General features: G+C 57.8%; 16 protein-coding genes. 7 read left to right on the plus strand and 9 right to left on the minus strand.

Translation table 11 applies throughout. From position 1 onward, the window contains the following. Positions 1-206: 206 nt before the first annotated feature. Together hemW and CUC44_RS06320 are read right to left on the minus strand one after the other, a co-directional pair. Complete coding sequence (hemW, locus tag CUC44_RS06315; RefSeq protein WP_100859135.1) at positions 207-1,352, minus strand: radical SAM family heme chaperone HemW; 1,146 nt, start codon at positions 1,350-1,352, stop codon at positions 207-209. 162 nt (positions 1,353-1,514) lie between these two features. Then, positions 1,515-2,111: an XTP/dITP diphosphatase gene (locus tag CUC44_RS06320; protein ID WP_100859136.1), complete on the minus strand. Its 597-nt coding sequence runs from the start codon at positions 2,109-2,111 to the stop codon at positions 1,515-1,517. Positions 2,112-2,346: 235 nt separating this feature from the next. Here CUC44_RS06320 and CUC44_RS06325 point away from each other — a divergent pair, with 235 nt between their 5' ends. The 3 genes from CUC44_RS06325 (at position 2,347) to CUC44_RS06335 (ending at position 5,264) form a co-directional block, all read left to right on the plus strand. Next, positions 2,347-3,513 carry a multidrug effflux MFS transporter gene (locus tag CUC44_RS06325; protein ID WP_167388808.1) on the plus strand — a complete coding sequence of 389 codons (1,167 nt, stop codon included), beginning with the start codon at positions 2,347-2,349 and terminating at the stop codon, positions 3,511-3,513. Between the two features lie 157 nt (positions 3,514-3,670). After that, positions 3,671-4,720 (plus strand): oxidoreductase, encoded by a 1,050-nt coding sequence (locus CUC44_RS06330; protein ID WP_100859137.1) that lies wholly within the window; start codon positions 3,671-3,673, stop codon positions 4,718-4,720. A 298-nt stretch (positions 4,721-5,018) separates the two neighbouring features. Beyond that, positions 5,019-5,264, plus strand: a complete 246-nt coding sequence (locus CUC44_RS06335; protein ID WP_050719122.1) for a hypothetical protein — start codon at positions 5,019-5,021, stop codon at positions 5,262-5,264. Between the two features lie 97 nt (positions 5,265-5,361). Here CUC44_RS06335 and CUC44_RS06340 read toward each other — a convergent pair whose 3' ends face one another. Both CUC44_RS06340 and CUC44_RS06345 read right to left on the minus strand, forming a co-directional pair. Next, on the minus strand, positions 5,362-5,826 hold the full coding sequence (locus CUC44_RS06340; RefSeq protein ID WP_100859138.1) for an NfeD family protein: 465 nt from the start codon (positions 5,824-5,826) through the stop codon (positions 5,362-5,364). Further along, entirely contained in the window at positions 5,823-6,746 is a 924-nt protein-coding gene (locus CUC44_RS06345) for an SPFH domain-containing protein (RefSeq protein ID WP_100859139.1), read from the minus strand. The genes CUC44_RS06340 and CUC44_RS06345 overlap by 4 nt, the downstream gene beginning before the upstream one ends. Positions 6,747-6,944: 198 nt before the next feature. Between CUC44_RS06345 and cysG the strand changes: the two genes are divergently transcribed. The 4 genes from cysG (at position 6,945) to cysC (ending at position 11,492) form a co-directional block, all read left to right on the plus strand. Continuing rightward, complete coding sequence (gene cysG / locus CUC44_RS06350; protein ID WP_100859140.1) at positions 6,945-8,372, plus strand: siroheme synthase CysG; 1,428 nt, start codon at positions 6,945-6,947, stop codon at positions 8,370-8,372. A gap of 81 nt (positions 8,373-8,453) precedes the next feature. Continuing rightward, positions 8,454-9,380, plus strand: a complete 927-nt coding sequence (cysD, locus tag CUC44_RS06355; RefSeq protein WP_279627820.1) for a sulfate adenylyltransferase subunit CysD — start codon at positions 8,454-8,456, stop codon at positions 9,378-9,380. 24 nt (positions 9,381-9,404) lie between these two features. Then, positions 9,405-10,844, plus strand: coding sequence for a sulfate adenylyltransferase subunit CysN (cysN, locus tag CUC44_RS06360; protein WP_100859141.1), 1,440 nt, complete (start codon positions 9,405-9,407; stop codon positions 10,842-10,844). Between the two features lie 54 nt (positions 10,845-10,898). Beyond that, positions 10,899-11,492 carry an adenylyl-sulfate kinase gene (gene cysC / locus CUC44_RS06365; protein ID WP_100859142.1) on the plus strand — a complete coding sequence of 198 codons (594 nt, stop codon included), beginning with the start codon at positions 10,899-10,901 and terminating at the stop codon, positions 11,490-11,492. A 270-nt stretch (positions 11,493-11,762) separates the two neighbouring features. Here cysC and CUC44_RS06370 read toward each other — a convergent pair whose 3' ends face one another. The 5 genes from CUC44_RS06370 to CUC44_RS06385 form a co-directional block, all read right to left on the minus strand. Continuing rightward, on the minus strand, positions 11,763-12,518 hold the full coding sequence (locus CUC44_RS06370; protein ID WP_157812751.1) for a GIY-YIG nuclease family protein: 756 nt from the start codon (positions 12,516-12,518) through the stop codon (positions 11,763-11,765). A gap of 136 nt (positions 12,519-12,654) precedes the next feature. Next, positions 12,655-13,833 (minus strand): DUF4062 domain-containing protein, encoded by a 1,179-nt coding sequence (locus CUC44_RS06375; protein WP_100859144.1) that lies wholly within the window; start codon positions 13,831-13,833, stop codon positions 12,655-12,657. A 107-nt stretch (positions 13,834-13,940) separates the two neighbouring features. Next, positions 13,941-14,456 carry a hypothetical protein gene (locus tag CUC44_RS20925; protein WP_157812752.1) on the minus strand — a complete coding sequence of 172 codons (516 nt, stop codon included), beginning with the start codon at positions 14,454-14,456 and terminating at the stop codon, positions 13,941-13,943. 700 nt (positions 14,457-15,156) lie between these two features. Continuing rightward, the gene (locus tag CUC44_RS06380; protein WP_100859145.1) at positions 15,157-16,785 is read right to left on the minus strand and encodes a methyl-accepting chemotaxis protein; all 1,629 of its coding nucleotides are present in this window, start codon (positions 16,783-16,785) and stop codon (positions 15,157-15,159) included. Positions 16,786-17,056: 271 nt separating this feature from the next. After that, a complete protein-coding gene (locus CUC44_RS06385; RefSeq protein ID WP_100859146.1) occupies positions 17,057-17,908 on the minus strand; it encodes a TIGR03899 family protein in 852 nt (283 codons plus the stop codon). Between the last annotated feature and the right edge of the window lie 79 nt (positions 17,909-17,987).

Genomic DNA, 17,987 nt, shown 5'->3' on the forward strand with positions numbered 1-17,987 from the left:
GTTTCTACATAACAATCAGGGCGCCCATGGGCGCCCTGATTGTTATGTAGAAACACGGTTTTACAAAACTGGCTCACGACCTGTCGCGAGAAGCTGTCAGCAAGGTGAAGAGCAGCGCAGGAACCGGAGCGTATAGACATACGTGAGGATTCCGAGCAGTGCATGAACCTTGATCACGGCTTCGCAGCAAGATCGTGAACAAGTTTTCACTCGTCCATAAAGAGCTCCAGCAGCACGTTCAGATAGCGATGACCGAGGGAGGTCAGCTGCCAACTGTCGCCGAGATCCTCGATCAGTTCCTTGGTCTGGGCGATGGCGAGCATGGTCTCCACCCGCTCAAGCGTGAGGCCGGTATAGGCCTCGAACTCCGCCTTGGGGGCCGGCTCGAACAGCCGGAACCGGTTCATGAAGTACTCGAGCGGCAGATCGTCCTCGGTCACTATCCATTGGCTGTCCAGATAGGCACGGGCGGGATCCAGGTAGCCCTTGGGGTGCTTCACCTTGGCGGTGCGCAGGATCTGCTGGCTGGCCAGATCCGTCACCTTGCCGTGGGCCCCGCAGCCGATGCCGAGGTAGTCACCGAAGCGCCAGTAGTTGAGGTTGTGGCGGCACTGATAGCCAGGCTTGGCGTAGGCCGAGATCTCGTACTGCTGGTAACCCTGGGCGGTGAGCATGGCGTGGCCCTGCTCGTAGATGTCCCACAGGGTGTCATCCTCCGGCAACTTGGGGGGTTTGGAGGCGAACGCCGTGTTCGGCTCTATGGTGAGCTGATACCAGGAGAGATGCGGCGGCGCGCAGTCGATGGCCTGCTGAAGATCATAGAGCGCATCGTCCAGGCTCTGATCCGGCAGGCCGTGCATCAGATCCAGGTTGAAGGTGGGAAGCGCTATGGCGTGGGCGAGTTCGGCGGCCTTGCGCGCCTCCTCCGGCCCGTGAATACGGCCGAGGCGGGTCAATTTCTCCTGCTGGAAGCTCTGCACCCCGATGGAGATGCGGTTGATGCCCGCCTTCTGGAAACCGGCGAACTTGTCCGCCTCTACCGTGCCCGGGTTCGCCTCCATGGTGATCTCGCAGTCCGGGGTCAGTGTTATACGCGCCCGCACCCCGTCCAGCAGGGCCTGCATGGCCACCACCGAGAGCAGGCTGGGGGTGCCCCCGCCGATAAAGATGGAGGAGAGGGGACGCCCCTGGGCCCAATGCAGATCCTGCTCCAGATCCTCCAAGAGGGCCGCCACATATTCGAGGTGCGGCAGCTCGCCCTTCTGGGCGTGGGAGTTGAAGTCGCAGTAGGGGCACTTCTGGACGCACCAGGGCACATGGATATAGAGGGAGAGGGGCGGCAATTGCAGCATGGGGGTTCCAGTAATCAAAGCGGGGGGCGATTGGGCTGACCCCGTTATAAATGACAATGCATATCTGTTGGTCAGCGGTGCATTAAGCACAACGGGGGCTGACGGCCCCCATTGTAGATGAAATGCGCGCCGGCGTATCCCGGTGCAGGATCAGGATCAGGCTCAGTGCGTCGCCGCCAGGGCGGCTTTCAACTTGGCCAGGGCCTGACCCCGGTGGCTGAGCTGGTTCTTCAGCTCGCTCGGCATCTGGGCCGAGGTGCAGTCCTGATCCGGCACGAAGAACACGGGATCATAGCCAAAGCCGTGCTGACCGCGGGGCTCCTCGAGGATCATCCCCTCCCAGCTTGCCTGGCAGATGATGGGGGTGGGATCGTCGGCATGGCGCATGTAGACCAGCACACACCAGAAGCGGGCGCTCTTGAGGTAGTCGGGGGCACCCTTGAGCTCGGCCAGCAGCTTGTCGATGTTGTCCTTGTCGCTGGCATGCTCACCGGCGAAGCGGGCGGAGTAGACGCCGGGGCGGCCGTGCAGCAGGTCCACTTCCAGACCTGAGTCGTCGGCGACGGCGGGCAGGCCGGTGATGCGGGCGGCGTGGCGGGCCTTGATGATGGCATTCTCGACGAAGGTGGTGCCGGTCTCCTCGGCATCGGTGACCTCGAACTCGCTCTGGGGGATCACCTGGATCTTCATATCGGCCAGCATGGCGGCCAATTCCTTCACCTTTTTCTGGTTACCTGTTGCCAGGACAAGCTTGCTCATCACGCACCTCCGCAAAAATAATCTGCGCATTCTATGCGGGGTGAGCGTTTAGTCAAAGGCCAATTAGCCCGCGGTCAGGGAGGAACTGGCTCTGTGGGCCACCACTCGGAGGAGTGGATAAAATACATCTTTCCGTAAAGGAATAACCGAAGTGATTAAATACCATTTCAATTCATTACTGTGAGTCAGTAGACTCGCGCACCAATCGAATTCCCCCCTGGTCTTGAGGTGACTGATGCCATTGATTCTTTTGCTCGTACTCCTGGTGTTGTTCAGCCCGCTGGCCATCGACATCTATCTGCCTGCCATCCCGCAGATGGCCGAGCGGCTCGGCGCCGAGGTGACCCTGATGCAGGGCACCATCACCTGGTTCCTGTTCAGCATGGGGCTGGGCCAGTTGCTGGTGGGGCCGCTCGCCGATCGCTACGGCCGCAAACCCATTGCGCTCGGCGGCGTGCTGCTCTACGGCCTGAGCGCCCTGGCCGCCGGCTTTGCCGCCAGCCTGGGTGAGCTGATGCTGGCGCGGGTGCTGCAGGGCTTCGGTGCCTGCGCCACCTCGGTCGCCGCCTTCTCCGTGGTGCGTGACAGCTATGGCCCCAAGAAGAGCGGCCAGATGATCTCCTACCTGAACGGCGCCATCTGCTTTATTCCCGCCCTGGCGCCCTTGCTCGGTGGCTGGCTCACCGCCAAGGCGGGCTGGTCGGCGAACTTCTGGTTTATGGCAGGTTACGCCCTGATCGTCGGTAGCTGGTTGCTGTGGCGCATGCCGGAAACCCGCCCGGAGGAGACCAGCAGCGCCGGTCCGCTTATCAGCTGGTCCCGCTACAGCCCTGTGCTGCGCTCCCCGAGCTTCCTGTTCAACGCCAGCCTCTGCATGCTGTCGATGGCAGTGATCCTGGCCTATGTCACCGCCGCCCCCGTGCAGCTGATGGTCAAGCTGGGTCTGGACATGAGCGGCTTCAGCTATTGGTTCACCGCCAACGCGGCCCTGAACATATTGGCCTGCTTCATGGCACCGCGCTTCATCGCCAAGGTGGGGCCGAGACGCACCCTGCGCATCGGTCTGCTGGTGATTTCGCTCTCGGCCATCGCCCTGACCCTGGTGCAGCACATCGAGCACCCGCTCGCCATGATGGGCCCGGTATTCTTCTCCAGCATAGGTTTTGCCATGGTGCTGGGGGCCGCAGCCGGCATGGCGCTGGCCCCGTTTGGTCATTGCGCCGGTACCGCGGCTGCCCTGCTTGGACTGTTCCAGATGAGCGGTTCCGGTGCCCTGGTGGGGCTCACCGGCGCTCTGATGCCGGATCCCCTCAGCCAGCTGGCGCTGCACATGTGGCTGCTGTTGCCACCCCTGTTGCTGCTACTGACCCGCCACGGTCGCCGGCTCTGCCTGCAACCTTGAGCGCGAGGGGCGCCATCCTTGATGGATAACGCCCCTTGTACTGGCAATAAATCCTGTGCTCTGATGGGCACAATCAGGGGGCCTTGAGCCCCCTTTCTTCTTGGGGGCACACTCGCTTGTGCCCCTCTCAACGGACTATCTCAGCGGAGAACAGCGGATGAGCCACACAATCAACGCCGCCCTGGTGGGCTATGGCTTTGCGGGCCAAACCTTTCATGCCCCCTTTCTGGCAACGACCCCGGGGCTGACCCTGCGCTGGGTGGTGAGTCGGGATGCCGCCAAGGTGCAGGCCGAGCTGCCTGGTTGCCTGGTCGGCTCGCTGGAGCAGGTGCTGGCCGATGAGAGCGTGGATCTGGTGGTGATCGCCACCCCGAACGATACTCATGCCCCCATCGCCCGTCAGGCGCTGTTGGCCGGCAAGCATGTGGTGATCGACAAGCCGTTCGCACTGGACCTGGCAGAAGCCGAGGCCTTGGTGGAGCTGGCCGAGAAGCAGCAACGACTGCTCAGCATCTTCCACAACCGGCGCTGGGACGGGGACTTCCTCACGGTGCGCCGCCTGCTGGCCGAGGGTGACCTTGGGGAAGTAGCACAGTTCGAGTCTCACTTTGACCGTTACCGTCCCGAGGTGCGCCAGCGCTGGCGGGAGGCGGGGGGCCCGGGTTCCGGCCTCTGGTTCGATCTCGGCCCGCATATCCTCGACCAGGCGCTGCAACTGTTCGGCCAGCCGGACTGGTTGCAGGCCGATCTCGCCCAGCAGCGCCCCGGCGCCCTGAGCGATGACTACTTCCATGTGGTGCTGGGCTACGGGACGCTTCGGGTGATACTGCACGGCAGCTGCTTGGTCTCCGCCACCATGCCGCGCTTCGTCATCCACGGCAGCACTGGCTCCTTCATCAAGTTCGGCATGGACGTGCAGGAAGAGCAGCTCAAGGCCGGTCTGCGGCCGCCCGTGGCCGGCTGGGGTCAGGATCCGGATCTGGGTCAGCTCAGCCGTGTGGTGGATGGCCAGTCTCAATCCCAGCCGGTGAACGGCGAGGTGGGAGATTATGGCGCCTACTATCGCGGGGTCTGCGCCGCCATCAAGGGGGAGGGTGCCAATCCGGTGCCGGCCCAGGAGGCGCTGGCGGTGATGGCACTGCTGGATCTGGCCCGCGAGAGCGACAGCCAGGGCAAACGGCTGTCTTGTCAGAAGTTGTCTGACTGAGCGGGGTGGGACCTGCCGATAAATATGACAATGTTTGACTGCTAACGGCCATGAATGTGGTGATTTATCATGCGAAATGGCCGGTTATCTGGATAAATGTATTAATATTTGTCGTTGCAGTAGTTATTTTCATCTAGCCAACGAGAAAATATCATTGTGATACGCGTTTTCATTGGCTGTGTATGGCGTTATATTTCGCGCGTCTCTTGACTCCCGTTCTGATGGATTTTCCACGGGAACACGAGGCTCAGTGATGGCCCTGACGGCCGTCTCTCCATCTTTATTTGAGGATATGTACATGAACAAAGTACTGGTAGCCGGTATCCTGGGTCTGATGTTGACCGCTTGTGGTCAGAAAGAAGAAGCCGCCGCTCCGGCCGCTACTCCGGCCGCCGACGTTGCTGCAACCGTTGAGAAGGCTGCTTCCGACGCTTCCGCAACCGTAGAGAAGGCTGCTTCTGAAGCTTCTGCTACCGTTGAGAAAGCTGCCGAAGACGTGGCCACCAAGGTCGACGCTGCAGTGAGCGATGCCAAGGCCAACTAAGCCTGCACCTCATCTGAAAACGGGCCCGACGCTAGCGTCGGGCCCGTTTTTTTATGGCCATTTTTTGAAGGGCCGCGAGTGGCCCGGATCAACTCTATCAGTCAGATCGGGCCAGCGGCTCCACCAGCAGGATATGGGAATCAGCACCCACCACCCTGACCCGGCTGCCCGCCGGCAACGAGACTGAACAACGCACGGTCCAGACGGTGTCGTCCAGATGAACCCGGCTCGTGCCCTGGCTCACCTCGTCAAGCAGGGTCAGCTCCCGCCCCAGATAGCTCTGCATCCGCTCGTTGATGGGGGCGGCGGCATCTTGGCTCGAGCGATCCCGTCTGTGTTGCCAGCGCCACCAGGCCCAGGTGGTGAGCAGGGACTGCGCCGCAAACAGCAGCAGCTGCGCCTGCCAGCCGAAGGGCCAGAGCAGCAGCAGGATCCCGACCTCCAGGGCGGCGATGCCGGTCCAGAGCAGGAAACCCACAGACCCCATCACCTCGATGGCCAGCAGGGCGAAGCCCAGCCCCAGCCAGTGCCAGTGGGTCAGCCCCTCCAGCAGAGCTGTCATGATTTGTTGCCCTTGCCGTCCTTGTTGAACAGCTCGGCCACCCCGGCGACCGAACCTATCAGGCTGCCCGCCTCCAGCGGCATCATGATGATCTTGCTGTTCGGGCCTTCGCCGATGCGGGCCAGCGCCTCAGTGTATTTCTGGGCGACGAAGTAGTTGATGGCCTGCATATCCCCGGCGGCGATGGCCTGGGAGACCATGTGGGTCGCCTTGGCTTCCGCCTCGGCTGCACGTTCCCGCGCTTCGGCGGCGAGGAAGGCGGCCTGGCGCTCACCCTCGGCTTTCAGGATCTGGGACTGCTTCTCCCCTTCGGCCTTCAGGATCCGGGACTGGCGCACCCCTTCGGCTTCCAGTACCTCGGCCCGTTTCTGGCGCTCGGCCTTCATCTGGGCGTTCATGGCATCGATCAGCGCCATGGGCGGGCGCACGTCCTTGATCTCGATCCGGGTCACCTTGATGCCCCAGGGGGCGGTGGCGGCGTCCATGGTGCGCAGCAGCTTCTCGTTGATGGTGTCGCGCTGGGAGAGCATCTCGTCGAGCTCCATGGCGCCGAGTACGGTCCGCATATTGGTCATGGTCAGGTTGCGGATGGCGCTGGTGAGATCGTTGACCTCGTAGCCTGCCTTACGCGCATCCACCACCTGCACGAAGCTGATGGCGTCTATGGTGACGTTGGCGTTGTCCCGGGAGATCACCTCCTGGGCCGGGATGTCCAGCACCTGCTCCATCATGATGATCTTGTGGCCGACTCTGTCCACATAGGGAATGAGCAGGTTGAGGCCGGGAGAGAGGGTGCGGGTATAGCGGCCGAAGCGCTCCACCGTCCAGTTAAACCCCTGGGGCACTATCTTGATGCCTGCGCTCAGGGTGGCGAGCACCAGGAACACGAAGATCCCCAATACAATCAATGACTCATTCATTATTAAGCTCCTTATGAAACACTTTCACTAGCCTAGAGTCTGGTGCGCAGCACCACAAGGACATTCACTCGCCTTTGCCATTGTGCAGGTTTACTAATTACCAAAACGCATTAAAGAGCATTTTTTATTATTTTGAAGGAATAAGCAGCCTGCCTATAGTCGCCCCAGTTGTCGTCGTATGCCGAGGAATGGGCCGAAATGGATTATTTACCTATGTTTGCCAAGTTGGAAGGCCGCCCGGTACTGCTGGTAGGCGGGGGCGAGGTAGCCCTGCGCAAGGCGCGCCTGCTGCTGGCCGCCGGTGCCCGCCTGACCCTGGTTTCCCCGACCATCGACGGCGCTTTCAACGAATTTCATGGCCGCTTCACCCATCTGGCGGAGCGCTTCACCCCTGATCATCTGGCCGGTCATATCCTGGTGGTCGCCGCCACCGACGATCTCGAGGTCAACGCCCTGGTCTACCAGAGCGCCAACCAGCGCGGACTGTTCGTCAATGTAGTGGACGATCCGGTGCGCTCCAGCTTTATCTTCCCCTCCATCATAGACAGATCCCCTGTGGTGGTTGCCGTCTCCAGCGGTGGCAAGGCGCCCGTGCTGGTGCGCCTGCTGCGCGAGCGGCTGGAAAGCCTGCTGCCCCGCCATCTCGGCGGTCTGGCTGAACTCTCCGGGCGGGTGCGGGGCAAGGCCAAGCAGGTGCTGGTGTCGCTGTCCGATCGTCGCCGCTTCTGGGAGCGGGCCTTCGCCTCCAACACCCTTGGGAGCCTGGTGGAGAAGCAGGACTGGCAGGGGGCCGAGAATTGGCTCAACGAGGGGCTGGACAAGGCCCAGACCGAAGTGGGCGAAGTGGTGCTGGTCGGCGCCGGCCCCGGCGATCCGGGCCTGCTGACCCTCAAGGCGCTGCAACAGATCCAGCAGGCGGAAGTGGTGCTTTACGATCAGCTGGTCTCCCCCGAGATCCTGGATCTGGTGCGCCGTGATGCGACCCTGGTATCGGTCGGCAAGAAGGCCGGTGCCCACAGCGTGCCCCAGGAAGAGACCAACCGTCTGCTGGTGGAATATGCCAGGGCGGGCAATCGGGTGGTGCGCCTCAAGGGGGGCGATCCCTTCATGTTTGGCCGCGGTGGCGAAGAGCTGGAAGTGCTGGCCGCCGAAGGCATTCCCTTCTCCGTGGTGCCCGGCATCACGGCCGCCGCCGGCGCCACCGCCTACGCCGGCATCCCGCTCACTCATCGTGACTATGCGCAAAGTGCGGTCTTTATCACAGGCCACTGCCAGAGCGATGGGAAGGAGCCGGACTGGCAGCAGCTCGCCGCCACCAATCAGACCCTGGTCATCTACATGGGGCTGATGCGCTCCGAACACATTCAGCAACAACTGGTAAGCCATGGCCGCCGCGGTTCAACCCCTCTCGCCATCATAGAGAGAGGCACCCAGGCCAGTCAGCGGGTGCTGACCGGCACCTTGAACGAGCTGGCCACCCTGGCGACGCAAGCGCAGAGCCCGTCGCTGATCGTCATCGGAGAAGTAGTAGCTTTGCGCGAGCAGCTCGCCTGGTTTGGCGAGCAGGGGAGCGCGCTGAGCGATGAGTTCGGCAGCACGGATCTGAAACTGGTCAGCCTGGCCTGAGCCCGTTCACCACGAATCGATTTTTTGGCGCTGCCAACGCGGCGCCGCACTGAACCCAAGGCGCGCCAAGGCGTGCTGGTAATGACTGAGGACCAAGACATGGATCGTGAAAGATTGACCCACCTGCAGCAGCTGGAAGCCGAGAGCATCCACATCATCCGCGAGGTGGCTGCGGAATTTGAAAACCCGGTGATGATGTACTCCATCGGCAAGGACTCCTCCGTCATGCTGCACCTGGCCCGCAAGGCCTTCTACCCGGGTAAGATCCCCTTCCCGTTGCTGCATGTGGACACCAACTGGAAGTTCAAGGAGATGATCAAGTTCCGGGACGAGACGGCCGCCAAGTACGGGCTGGACCTCATCGTCCACAAGAACCCGGACGGCCTGGCCATGAACATCAACCCCTTCGTGCACGGCAGCGGCAAACACACCGACATCATGAAGACCGAGGGGCTCAAGCAGGCGCTGAACAAGTACGGCTTCGACGCCGCCTTCGGTGGCGCGCGCCGGGACGAGGAGAAGTCCCGCGCCAAGGAGCGGGTCTACTCCTTCCGTGACAAGTCCCACCGCTGGGATCCCAAGAACCAGAGACCCGAGCTGTGGCGGGTCTATAACGGCCAGGTCAACAAGGGGGAGAGCATACGGGTGTTCCCGCTCTCCAACTGGACCGAGCTCGATATCTGGCAATACATCTACCTGGAAAACATCGACATAGTGCCGCTCTACTTCGCGGCCATGCGCCCCGTGGTGGAGCGGGGTGGCATCAAGATCATGGTGGATGACGAGCGCATGCCCATTGGCCCGGAAGATGAGGTGAAGCAGGAGCTGGTGCGCTTCCGTACCCTCGGCTGCTACCCGCTGACCGGGGCCATCGAATCCAATGCCACCACTCTGACCGAGATCATCGAGGAGATGCTGGTGACCACCTCCAGCGAGCGGCAAGGACGATTGATTGACCACGATCAGGCGGGCTCCATGGAGCAGAAGAAGCGTCAGGGCTATTTCTAAAAAAATGTTCTAAGGGATCGACACATGAACAACCACATTCAAACCGCCATCACGGAACAGGGCATCGAAGCCTACCTGCATGCCCAGCAGCACAAGAGCCTGCTACGTTTTCTCACCTGCGGCAGCGTGGATGACGGCAAGAGCACCCTGATTGGCCGCTTGCTGCACGACTCCCAGCAGATCTATGAAGATCAATTGAAGGCCCTGGAGTCCGACAGCCAGAAGCTCGGCACCGCGGGTGAGAAGCTGGATCTGGCGCTCTTGGTAGACGGCCTGCAGGCCGAGCGCGAGCAGGGCATCACTATCGACGTAGCCTACCGCTACTTCTCTACCGCCAAGCGCAAATTTATCATCTCGGACACCCCGGGCCACGAGCAGTACACCCGCAACATGGCCACCGGCGCCTCCACCTGCGATCTCGCCATCATCCTCATCGATGCCCGCAAGGGGGTGCTGGATCAGACCCGTCGCCACAGCTTTATCGCCAGTTTGCTGGGGATAAAACAGTTCGTGGTGGCGGTCAACAAGATGGATCTGGTGGAGTTCAGCCAGCCAGTGTTCGAGCGCATCAGCGCGGAATATCGCGAATTCGCCAAGAAGCTCAGCGTCGACAACATCCAGATAGTGCCGGTCTCGGCGCTGGACGGGGACAACGTGGTCAACCAAAGCGACAAGCTGGCCTGGTATCAGGGGGAAACCTTGCTCTCCTTGCTGGAAACTGCCGAGGTCGAGCGCGAGCTGGAACGTCACCCGGTACGCCTGCCGGTGCAGTATGTGAACCGCCCGAACCTGGATTTTCGTGGCTTCGCGGGTACGCTCGCCTCCGGCGTGCTGCGGGTGGGTGACACCCTGGCGGCGCTGCCGTCCGGTAAGCAGAGCAAGGTGACGCGCATCGTCACCTTCGACGGGGATCTGGAGTACGCCCTGCCGGGTCAGGCCATCACGGTGACGTTTGCCGACGAGATCGACATCAGCCGCGGGGATCTCTTGGTGGATGCCGCTAGCCAGCCCAAGGTGACCCAGAACGTGCTGGCCCACATCGTCTGGATGGGGGAAGAGTCTCTGCAGCCGGGCCGGGTCTATGACGTCAAGCTGGCTACCAAGAAGAGCCGTGGTCAGGTGGAGGCCATTCGCCACCGCATCGAGATCAACAAGCTGGACGAGCTGGCGGCCTCCGAGCTCAAGCTCAACGAGATTGGCCTGTGCGAGCTGAGCCTGACCGACCCAGTGGCCTTCGACCCTTACCAGGAGATCCGTGACACCGGCAGCTTCATCCTGATCGACCGGCTGACCAACGTCACAGTCGGTGCCGGCATGATAGTGCAAGGCTTGGCCGCGAAAGTTGTGGCGGGGCAGTACAGCGAGTTCGAGATCGAGCTCAACGCCTTGGTGCGCAAGCACTTCCCCCACTGGCAAGCGCTGGCAGTCGGCAACGACAGCGGCAACGACAGCGGCAAGGAATAGAGCCTGGAGCCCTCTCCCTCGGGAGAGGGCAGGAGCTGTAGAGAAGGAGTCAGGATGAATAACGTCGTGTGGCATCAGCATGTCGTCAGCAAGCAGAGCCGATCGCAGTTGAAGGAGCAGAAACCGCTGGTGCTCTGGTTTACCGGCCTGTCCGGGGCGGGCAAATCCACCCTGGCGGGGGCGCTTGAGCAGGCGCTGGCGGCCGAGGGAAAACACACCTATCTGCTGGATGGGGATAACGTGCGCCACGGTCTCTGTGGTGATCTCGGCTTCGACGATGCGGCCAGGCAGGAGAATATCCGACGGGTTGGCGAAGTGGCGAAATTAATGGTGGATGCGGGCCTCATCGTCCTGACCGCCTTTATCTCGCCATTCCGTGCCGAGCGGGATCTGGTGCGCAATCTCTTGGGGGCGGACGAGTTTGTCGAGGTGTTTGTGGATGCGCCGCTCGCCGTCTGCGAAGAGCGCGACCCCAAGGGGCTCTACAAGAAGGCGCGGGCGGGGGAGATCCGTAAATTTACCGGTATCGACTCCGCCTATGAGGCCCCGGAGCAGCCGGAAATTCATCTACTTAACGCCGGCAAGCCGGTGGCCGTGCTGGTGGATGAGTTGCTTACTGCTCTAAGGCTGCGAGGGTTGATCGATTAAGGTTGGGTTGTTTGCTGATACCGAGGATTGATATCAGAGGGGGGCGTTTGCCCCCTTGTTTATTTCCTGCTAATCATTTCCCTATTGTTAGTGGCTAACGGATTAATGGGACATATTATATGATGCTCAAAATGTGAAATTTCCTCTGATTAACGCCGCATTAATATGTAAGCAATGGTTCCACGATATTGAACTACTTCGCCGTAAACACTAAACCAAACGGTTAGCACCAAAAATACCGAGTGTTGCTGAACATTCTTAAATTCTTTTTTATATTTCTTTTATCAAGTTATTAATGTTTGGGACATAGTGTTGTTCGATGATTCTATCCTTTGCATAGAAATCATCGGGCAGTTCTTGCCAAGCACGACCAAAGGTCCAGTTTGTAATTGCCATCATTTGTCGAATTGCATGAAGGAAAAGCTCAAATGATTCAAATTCTGCACTGCTAGCTATTTCTCTTATCGTTTTTTGCGCAACTCTTAGATCAGTTCGTTTTGTCGTAAACAACTCTGTGAACTCTATATGCATTTCCGTCGCTTTGTTTTTACCGTAAGATGCTCCACCAATCTTATTCCAAGAGGGGAGTTGCCCGTGCTTTAACTTTTCTACTTCTATTAGTAAGCCTTCTGAAATACCAATTGCGTCTCTAGGATCATATAAGTCAGAGCCATGACTTTTTATGAGTTTTCCATAGTTTCTAGCCACTTCAGTTTGACTTAACCGTGATTGGACTAAAATCGAATATCCAAGATACTCGTTATCATGGAACCATGATGCTATGTTCTCTTTTTTACAACCTTTAGCGGGGCATTGTTTCAGATTGTTATGCTCTCTGAATCGACTATATAAATCACTAGCTAATCCTATATAGAGAATGTTATTGGTTTGAGGGTCCCAAAAGCAGTAGACCCCAGATGATGCCCATCCATTTGAATCAACAGCCGATGCAATTTCCTCAATTGCATCGGCTAGTTGTTTTTTATCACTTTCTTTGTAAATATCACGAATATATGTAGCTAACATTTTCACCCTTATAAAATATTGCTGCCAGCAAATTTCTGAGCAGTGCAATACTGAAGGTCCACCATGCCACCTTAAAAAACAAACGCAGCACATAGTAAAAATATCATTATTTTAGAATCACATATGAAATGTTTTGTCAGAGGTTTTGGAAATACAAATCACCAAGTTTTTTTAGTTCTCGGTTAAAACCGTTAATATCCGGCGATTCCAAGGAAAATGTAAAGTCCAATTTTACTTGCTCACCACTGAGCGCAATATTATCCAAGGCTTCAGGAATTTCAAAATGGACGCGATTAATAAATTTGTCGATTTTTGCAAGAGGGTCATCTGCGAAACCTGACAGAACTTTTAGTATTGGCTCAAAGTCTTCATTGACCTCTAATGTAGTGAATGAGAGCTTCCAGTTGATAATTTGCTCATAAACTTCTAGTAGCCTCTGGCACACATGTTGTATTTGGCGGTAATCACCTTCTACTCCTGGTTCGCCAAGCGACTTGATTGCTGCATCATTGATCAAGGTCGTTGTGATTCTGATCAGTTTAAGCATTTCGTTATTATGTGCTGTAATCCAGTTAAATACTTCTTGAGGTTCTTCAATTTCAATAACATTGTTAAAAGAAATTCCATACTCTAGATCGAACTTTTTATGCTCCAAACGGCCTAGATATTCTTTACATAAAAAAGCAAAGAGTAAATATTCCCAACCATCAGGCTTTTCAATAACTAACCTTGCAGCTTTAGGTGGAAAGAGATCCGAAGGCAGATTGACTTCATTAACCTTCAGTTTTTTCCTTGCCTCTAAGGCCTCCATAAAAAGATAAGGTATTTGTTGGAGTAAAGCCGACTTTATGTCAGAGGCTGAATCAAATTTGTATACCCAGTTCGATTTAAAGTGTGAAACAGTTTCAACAAACTCGAATACTTTTTTATTCTCTACGTGGCTTGAAAAGTCAGCATCTGGGTTATTTTTCCAAATAGGAAGGACATTCATAATACCAGTATTTACAAATACATAAATTGGTATGTTTTTTCTTTTAGCTTCCAAATATTCTAGGTTTGTTATTGATTTTCCATTGTTAGTTTGAAAGCCATAACGACCTCCAATTATCAACACAAATATATCTGCTTTCTCTCGAACATTCCGGAGGCAATTAGAAATAGTATCCGTATCAGGAGAGACCGGAAATGAGTTATACTCTGACAATACAGGTTCGAGACCAAATGTTTGGATTAAATCCTTGATGTCAGACCGAACTTGACCCAAGTCGAAACACGTTGAACTGACAAAAACTGTTGGTTTATATCCAACTGGCATATTTTATCCTCACCCTTTTTATATGGTGCAATATAATCTTTTGTTAAGGTGTAGGCTTTCGCCCGTCCCAATGAGCGAAACGAATTATCTTAACCATTTATTAGCAGCTATGGGCAGCCGACCTCAACGTATTCAGTACTGTTTTGTAGTTGATAGCAGAATTTTCTAGTTGTCCTGAAACCATTGTCACCTGAAAACTCATATTGATAAGAGGCGAGCACAGGCTTCTTGTTAGAGTTAGGTGGAATTATATAGAACTCATGATTGTCACTGTCGTCATGTTTTAGCATGTAAATAAAGGTTATCTCTCGGCCAGACCCATTATTCTCTGAGTCAAAGTTGAAAGTGTCGGATTTTATTTTTATTTTGTATGAGCCAGGGGTGTATCCGAGATTTGATATTGCAACTCGGGTAAGGGTTTTTTCTGAAATTATTTTTGGCTGTTGAACTTCAGATGGCACAAATCTTGGTTGGTATATTGAGCGTTGCAGTTCAATACCTTCTTTCTGTGTTTGATATGATTTGTATCCGAAGAAAGCCGTTACTCCAATAAGAACAATCATTAGTAAATCAGAGGTGGTGATCCATTCCAGAGGGTGTGCTGTTTTATTTGTGTCTGACATATATTTCCTTATTGTTGCTAACAGTGATTAGATGGAAGGTAGTACTAATTCGTTAGCACCACCTTCCATCTAACTCCGTTCCGATCTGACAACCGTCCAAAAAAAGTAAATTTTAAATCAATGGTTACTAGCCTGTCTCTGAAGCTGGATGTGTTCGCTTGACTTCCTCTTTTAGCCACCATTACACACTGTGTAAAAGAACAGATAAGGTTTTGGTCATGGAAAGAATCGGCAAGGCTACCGCCCCTGAATTACAGCCTCCAGCTTGCTGCTTGCTATCTGTGGTGTTGCTCTGGCCTGACTCATGGCTGACTCCGACAAGAGGTGATTCTGATTGCTATGTTACCGATTGGAGCTGGTTAGGGAAGGGGAAGTTGGTTGTTTCTCGGGCAAGATCAATAAATTGAGCGGCCACTGGGGGGGGGCCTTAATATCGACAGCGCAGCAGAGCAGGATAGTGAAATTGGGACTGCCACACCTTTGAGCACGGTGTCGCGCAGAAGCCATTCAGAGTACGGCAAGGGCAAGCCGGTGGTGGTGCGGGTGGATAGGCTGTTGGCCGACTTGTGGGATCGGGGTCTGATATAGAGATCCCAGCCCCATAATGTCGCTGGGCCCCATCTCGTCACCGATATGGGGCCCATGCTTTTTTGTATTAGCGCACGGTCTTTATCTGGGGTTTGGTTTCCTCCGCGAAGGCTTAGCGGGCGAGCAGGGCTCGACCACTGGGCTGAGGTTCACTGGCTGCATGGGGGGAGGGGCGTTGCTGGAACTGGCGTACCAGCCGCTCCAGTTCGCCGAGTTGCCGCACCAGCGAGATGACGCCCTGCACCGCGTGCTGGCTGCCCTGACTGGAGTCATCGGCGAGGCGCTTGATGCTGAGTACACTGCGGTCTATGTCGGCCGTGACCTGGGATTGCTCCTGCACAGCCTGGGCTATCTGGTTGCTGCCGGCGGTTACCTGCAGCAGGCGATCGCTGATCTGTTGCAACACGTCGCCGGTGGCGGAGGCCTTGAGGCGGCAACTGGCGGAGAGTCGCTCCCCTTGCGCCATCGCCTGCTCCGCATCCCCGGCACTGCCCTGCAAGAGGCTTATCATCTTCTGGATCTCGCCGGTGGAGGACTGGGTCTTGATGGCCAAGGATCTGATCTCGTCCGCCACCACGGAGAAGCCACGGCCCGCCTCACCAGCCCGGGCGGCCTCGATGGCGGCGTTGAGGGCCAGCAGGTTGGTCTGGTTGGCGATGCTGTTGATCACATCCAGGATGCCGTCGATGGCCCGGCACTGGGTCGCCAGCGTGTTGATCACCCCCTTGGAGGTGACCAGCTCGCTGTGCATCCCTTCCACCTCTTCGATGGTTTCCTGCACGCGGAGGTTGCCCTCTTTGAAGAGATCCGCGGTCTCGTCCAGCCGATCGGAGGAGGCGGTGGAGCTCTGGGATACCTCGCGGATGGACTGGGCCATCTGGGTGATGGCGGTGGCGACCTGGTTGGTCTGGGCCTGCTGTTGCTGCAGGTTGTCCGTGATGGTCTCGGCGTTGTGCAAGTCCGTCTGCGCGGATGTCAGGATCTGCTGGCAGGTCTGCTGGGTGCGGGTCAGCACGGCGTTGAACTCGGCCTGGTTCATCTTCATGGCGAGCTCGACGGCGGCGAGCCGATCGACCCGGCCGGTGTAGAGCAGCTGCATCAACGGATTGTCGAAGCGGTTGCGGGCCAGCTCGCCCAGCTTGCCAAGGCGCCGGCCGAGGGCGTTCACCACCAGCAGGGCGCCAATGAGGGGCAGGGCGGCGAGCCCGGCCAGCCAGCCGGACTCATGGCCATAGCCGAGGCCAAGCAGGGCGGCGAGGGCGAGCAGCAGGCAGAAATTGAGCACCAGCGTATGGGAGAAGGCCGGCAGGCGCAGGACCAGGGGCGCCTGTCCCTCTCTTAAGCCCGCGTAGACCTTCTCGGCCCGCCCCTTGAGCGCCTCGTCCGGCACGGTGCGCACCGACTGGTACTCCACCACCTTGCCGCTCGCATCCTGAATGGGGGTGACGAAGGCGTTGACCCAGTAGTGATCCCCATTCTTGCAACGATTCTTGACCGGCCCCATCCAGCTCTTTCCCTCCCGGATATGGCTCCACATATCGGCGAAGGCCTGAGTCGGCATGTCGGGGTGGCGCACCAGGTTGTGGGGGGCGCCCTGCAACTCCGCCAGGGTGAAGCCGGCTATCTGGCAGAACTCCTCGTTGGCAAAGGTGATGCGGCTCTCCAGATCCGTGGTGGAGATGAGATTCTGATGCGCCGGGTAGAGGCGCTCACGCTGGGTAACGGGCTGGTTGACTCTCATGGGGGCGTCCGACAATGGTGATGATGAGTCCTGACAATTCGGGACCAGTAGTCCCATGTGCAAGCCGCGCACCAGAGTGCCAGGGGGCGCTTAAAATGCGTGCGCAATGCATGTTTTCTGCCCAAAGTACGTGGATTGACGAAAACGGCCAAGGCCAGCGCGGCGACTAGCTGAATCGATTCGCTTTTTGGGAGCCGTTTTGGCAATGGCAGCGTCGGTTTCGCAATTTGGAAAGCAACAAAGCGGGAGCCCATCCGGGCTCCCGGCTGATTCAGACTGGGATGTCCGGTGCGCTGGCGGGGGGCTGCGTCAGGGTTTCGATCTGTAGGTTGGTGGAGAGCAGGGTCTTGAGATCCTGCAGGTACTCCTCCAGCGGCGGCTCCTCCAGCAGTTGGGCGAGCTCGTTGCCCACCGGGGTGAGACGGTAGTAGAGCAGGGTGAGGTGACTCTGGCGCTGGCGCAGTCGCCAGTGTTGGTTACCAAACGCCAGCTCCACCCCGTCGGCGGGCAGGGGGCCGGATTCGAGCTCCCCTCGGTGCAGCAGGCCGAGATCGAACAGCAGCAGCAGGGCGCTGTAGGGCACCCGGTATTTGCCTAGCCCCATGCGGGTGACTCTGGCGCGGCTCAGCAGGCTGGCCCCCTTGTGCATGCCGAGCAGCAGGCGCTGCTCGTCGCTCCCCTCGTAGTGGCAGCAGAGTGCGCAGATGCGCTGGAACAGCTGGGCCTCGCGCTGGGTCATCTCCTTGAGGGTACTCAGGGCCCGGATGGAGAAGCGACCCGGGGTCGCGACCTCCAGGGCGAAGATCCGCCCCCACAGCTGCTGCATGGGCACCATGCTGATCTCTTCGGCCAGTTGCAGGAAGCGGGTCAGCCAGTCGCTGTCCATCTCGCCGCCGGCGGCCGTCTCCTCGCAGTGGCGGGAGGCCATCACCATGATGGATTCCAGATTGCGCTGGCGGGCGGCCTGATCCGCCAGCTGGCGGAAGGTGGCGCGCTGCTCGAAGGTGCTGTCGCTGTTGCGGGTCAGCATGCCGTCGATGCCGCGGCTGCGGGCCAGACGCAGGGTCAGCTCCTGGCTGCTTAAGATGGAACTCTCTTTCTTGGGGGGCGGGAGATCGGCCATGCTGGCTCCGTGCTGGCTGAGGGGATTCAGGCTGGTATTGAATGTTACCCCAAGCAGCCAAACGAGCAATCCCTCAGGC

Origin of the sequence: Aeromonas lusitana, from assembly GCF_002812985.1 — a bacterium.
Classification (GTDB): Bacteria; Pseudomonadota; Gammaproteobacteria; order Enterobacterales; family Aeromonadaceae; genus Aeromonas; species Aeromonas lusitana.

Excerpts from the sequence above, each read along its gene's own strand:
- hemW (WP_100859135.1), bottom strand. The coding sequence starts at position 1,352 with ATGCTGCAATTGCCGCCCCTCTCCCTCTATATCCATGTGCCCTGGTGC.
- CUC44_RS06320 (WP_100859136.1), bottom strand. The coding sequence starts at position 2,111 with ATGAGCAAGCTTGTCCTGGCAACAGGTAACCAGAAAAAGGTGAAGGAA.
- CUC44_RS06325 (WP_167388808.1), top strand. The coding sequence starts at position 2,347 with ATGCCATTGATTCTTTTGCTCGTACTCCTGGTGTTGTTCAGCCCGCTG.
- CUC44_RS06330 (WP_100859137.1), top strand. The coding sequence starts at position 3,671 with ATGAGCCACACAATCAACGCCGCCCTGGTGGGCTATGGCTTTGCGGGC.
- CUC44_RS06335 (WP_050719122.1), top strand. The coding sequence starts at position 5,019 with ATGAACAAAGTACTGGTAGCCGGTATCCTGGGTCTGATGTTGACCGCT.
- CUC44_RS06340 (WP_100859138.1), bottom strand. The coding sequence starts at position 5,826 with ATGACAGCTCTGCTGGAGGGGCTGACCCACTGGCACTGGCTGGGGCTG.
- CUC44_RS06345 (WP_100859139.1), bottom strand. The coding sequence starts at position 6,746 with ATGAATGAGTCATTGATTGTATTGGGGATCTTCGTGTTCCTGGTGCTC.
- cysG (WP_100859140.1), top strand. The coding sequence starts at position 6,945 with ATGGATTATTTACCTATGTTTGCCAAGTTGGAAGGCCGCCCGGTACTG.
- cysD (WP_279627820.1), top strand. The coding sequence starts at position 8,454 with ATGACTGAGGACCAAGACATGGATCGTGAAAGATTGACCCACCTGCAG.
- cysN (WP_100859141.1), top strand. The coding sequence starts at position 9,405 with ATGAACAACCACATTCAAACCGCCATCACGGAACAGGGCATCGAAGCC.
- cysC (WP_100859142.1), top strand. The coding sequence starts at position 10,899 with ATGAATAACGTCGTGTGGCATCAGCATGTCGTCAGCAAGCAGAGCCGA.
- CUC44_RS06370 (WP_157812751.1), bottom strand. The coding sequence starts at position 12,518 with ATGTTAGCTACATATATTCGTGATATTTACAAAGAAAGTGATAAAAAA.
- CUC44_RS06375 (WP_100859144.1), bottom strand. The coding sequence starts at position 13,833 with ATGCCAGTTGGATATAAACCAACAGTTTTTGTCAGTTCAACGTGTTTC.
- CUC44_RS20925 (WP_157812752.1), bottom strand. The coding sequence starts at position 14,456 with ATGTCAGACACAAATAAAACAGCACACCCTCTGGAATGGATCACCACC.
- CUC44_RS06380 (WP_100859145.1), bottom strand. The coding sequence starts at position 16,785 with ATGAGAGTCAACCAGCCCGTTACCCAGCGTGAGCGCCTCTACCCGGCG.
- CUC44_RS06385 (WP_100859146.1), bottom strand. The coding sequence starts at position 17,908 with ATGGCCGATCTCCCGCCCCCCAAGAAAGAGAGTTCCATCTTAAGCAGC.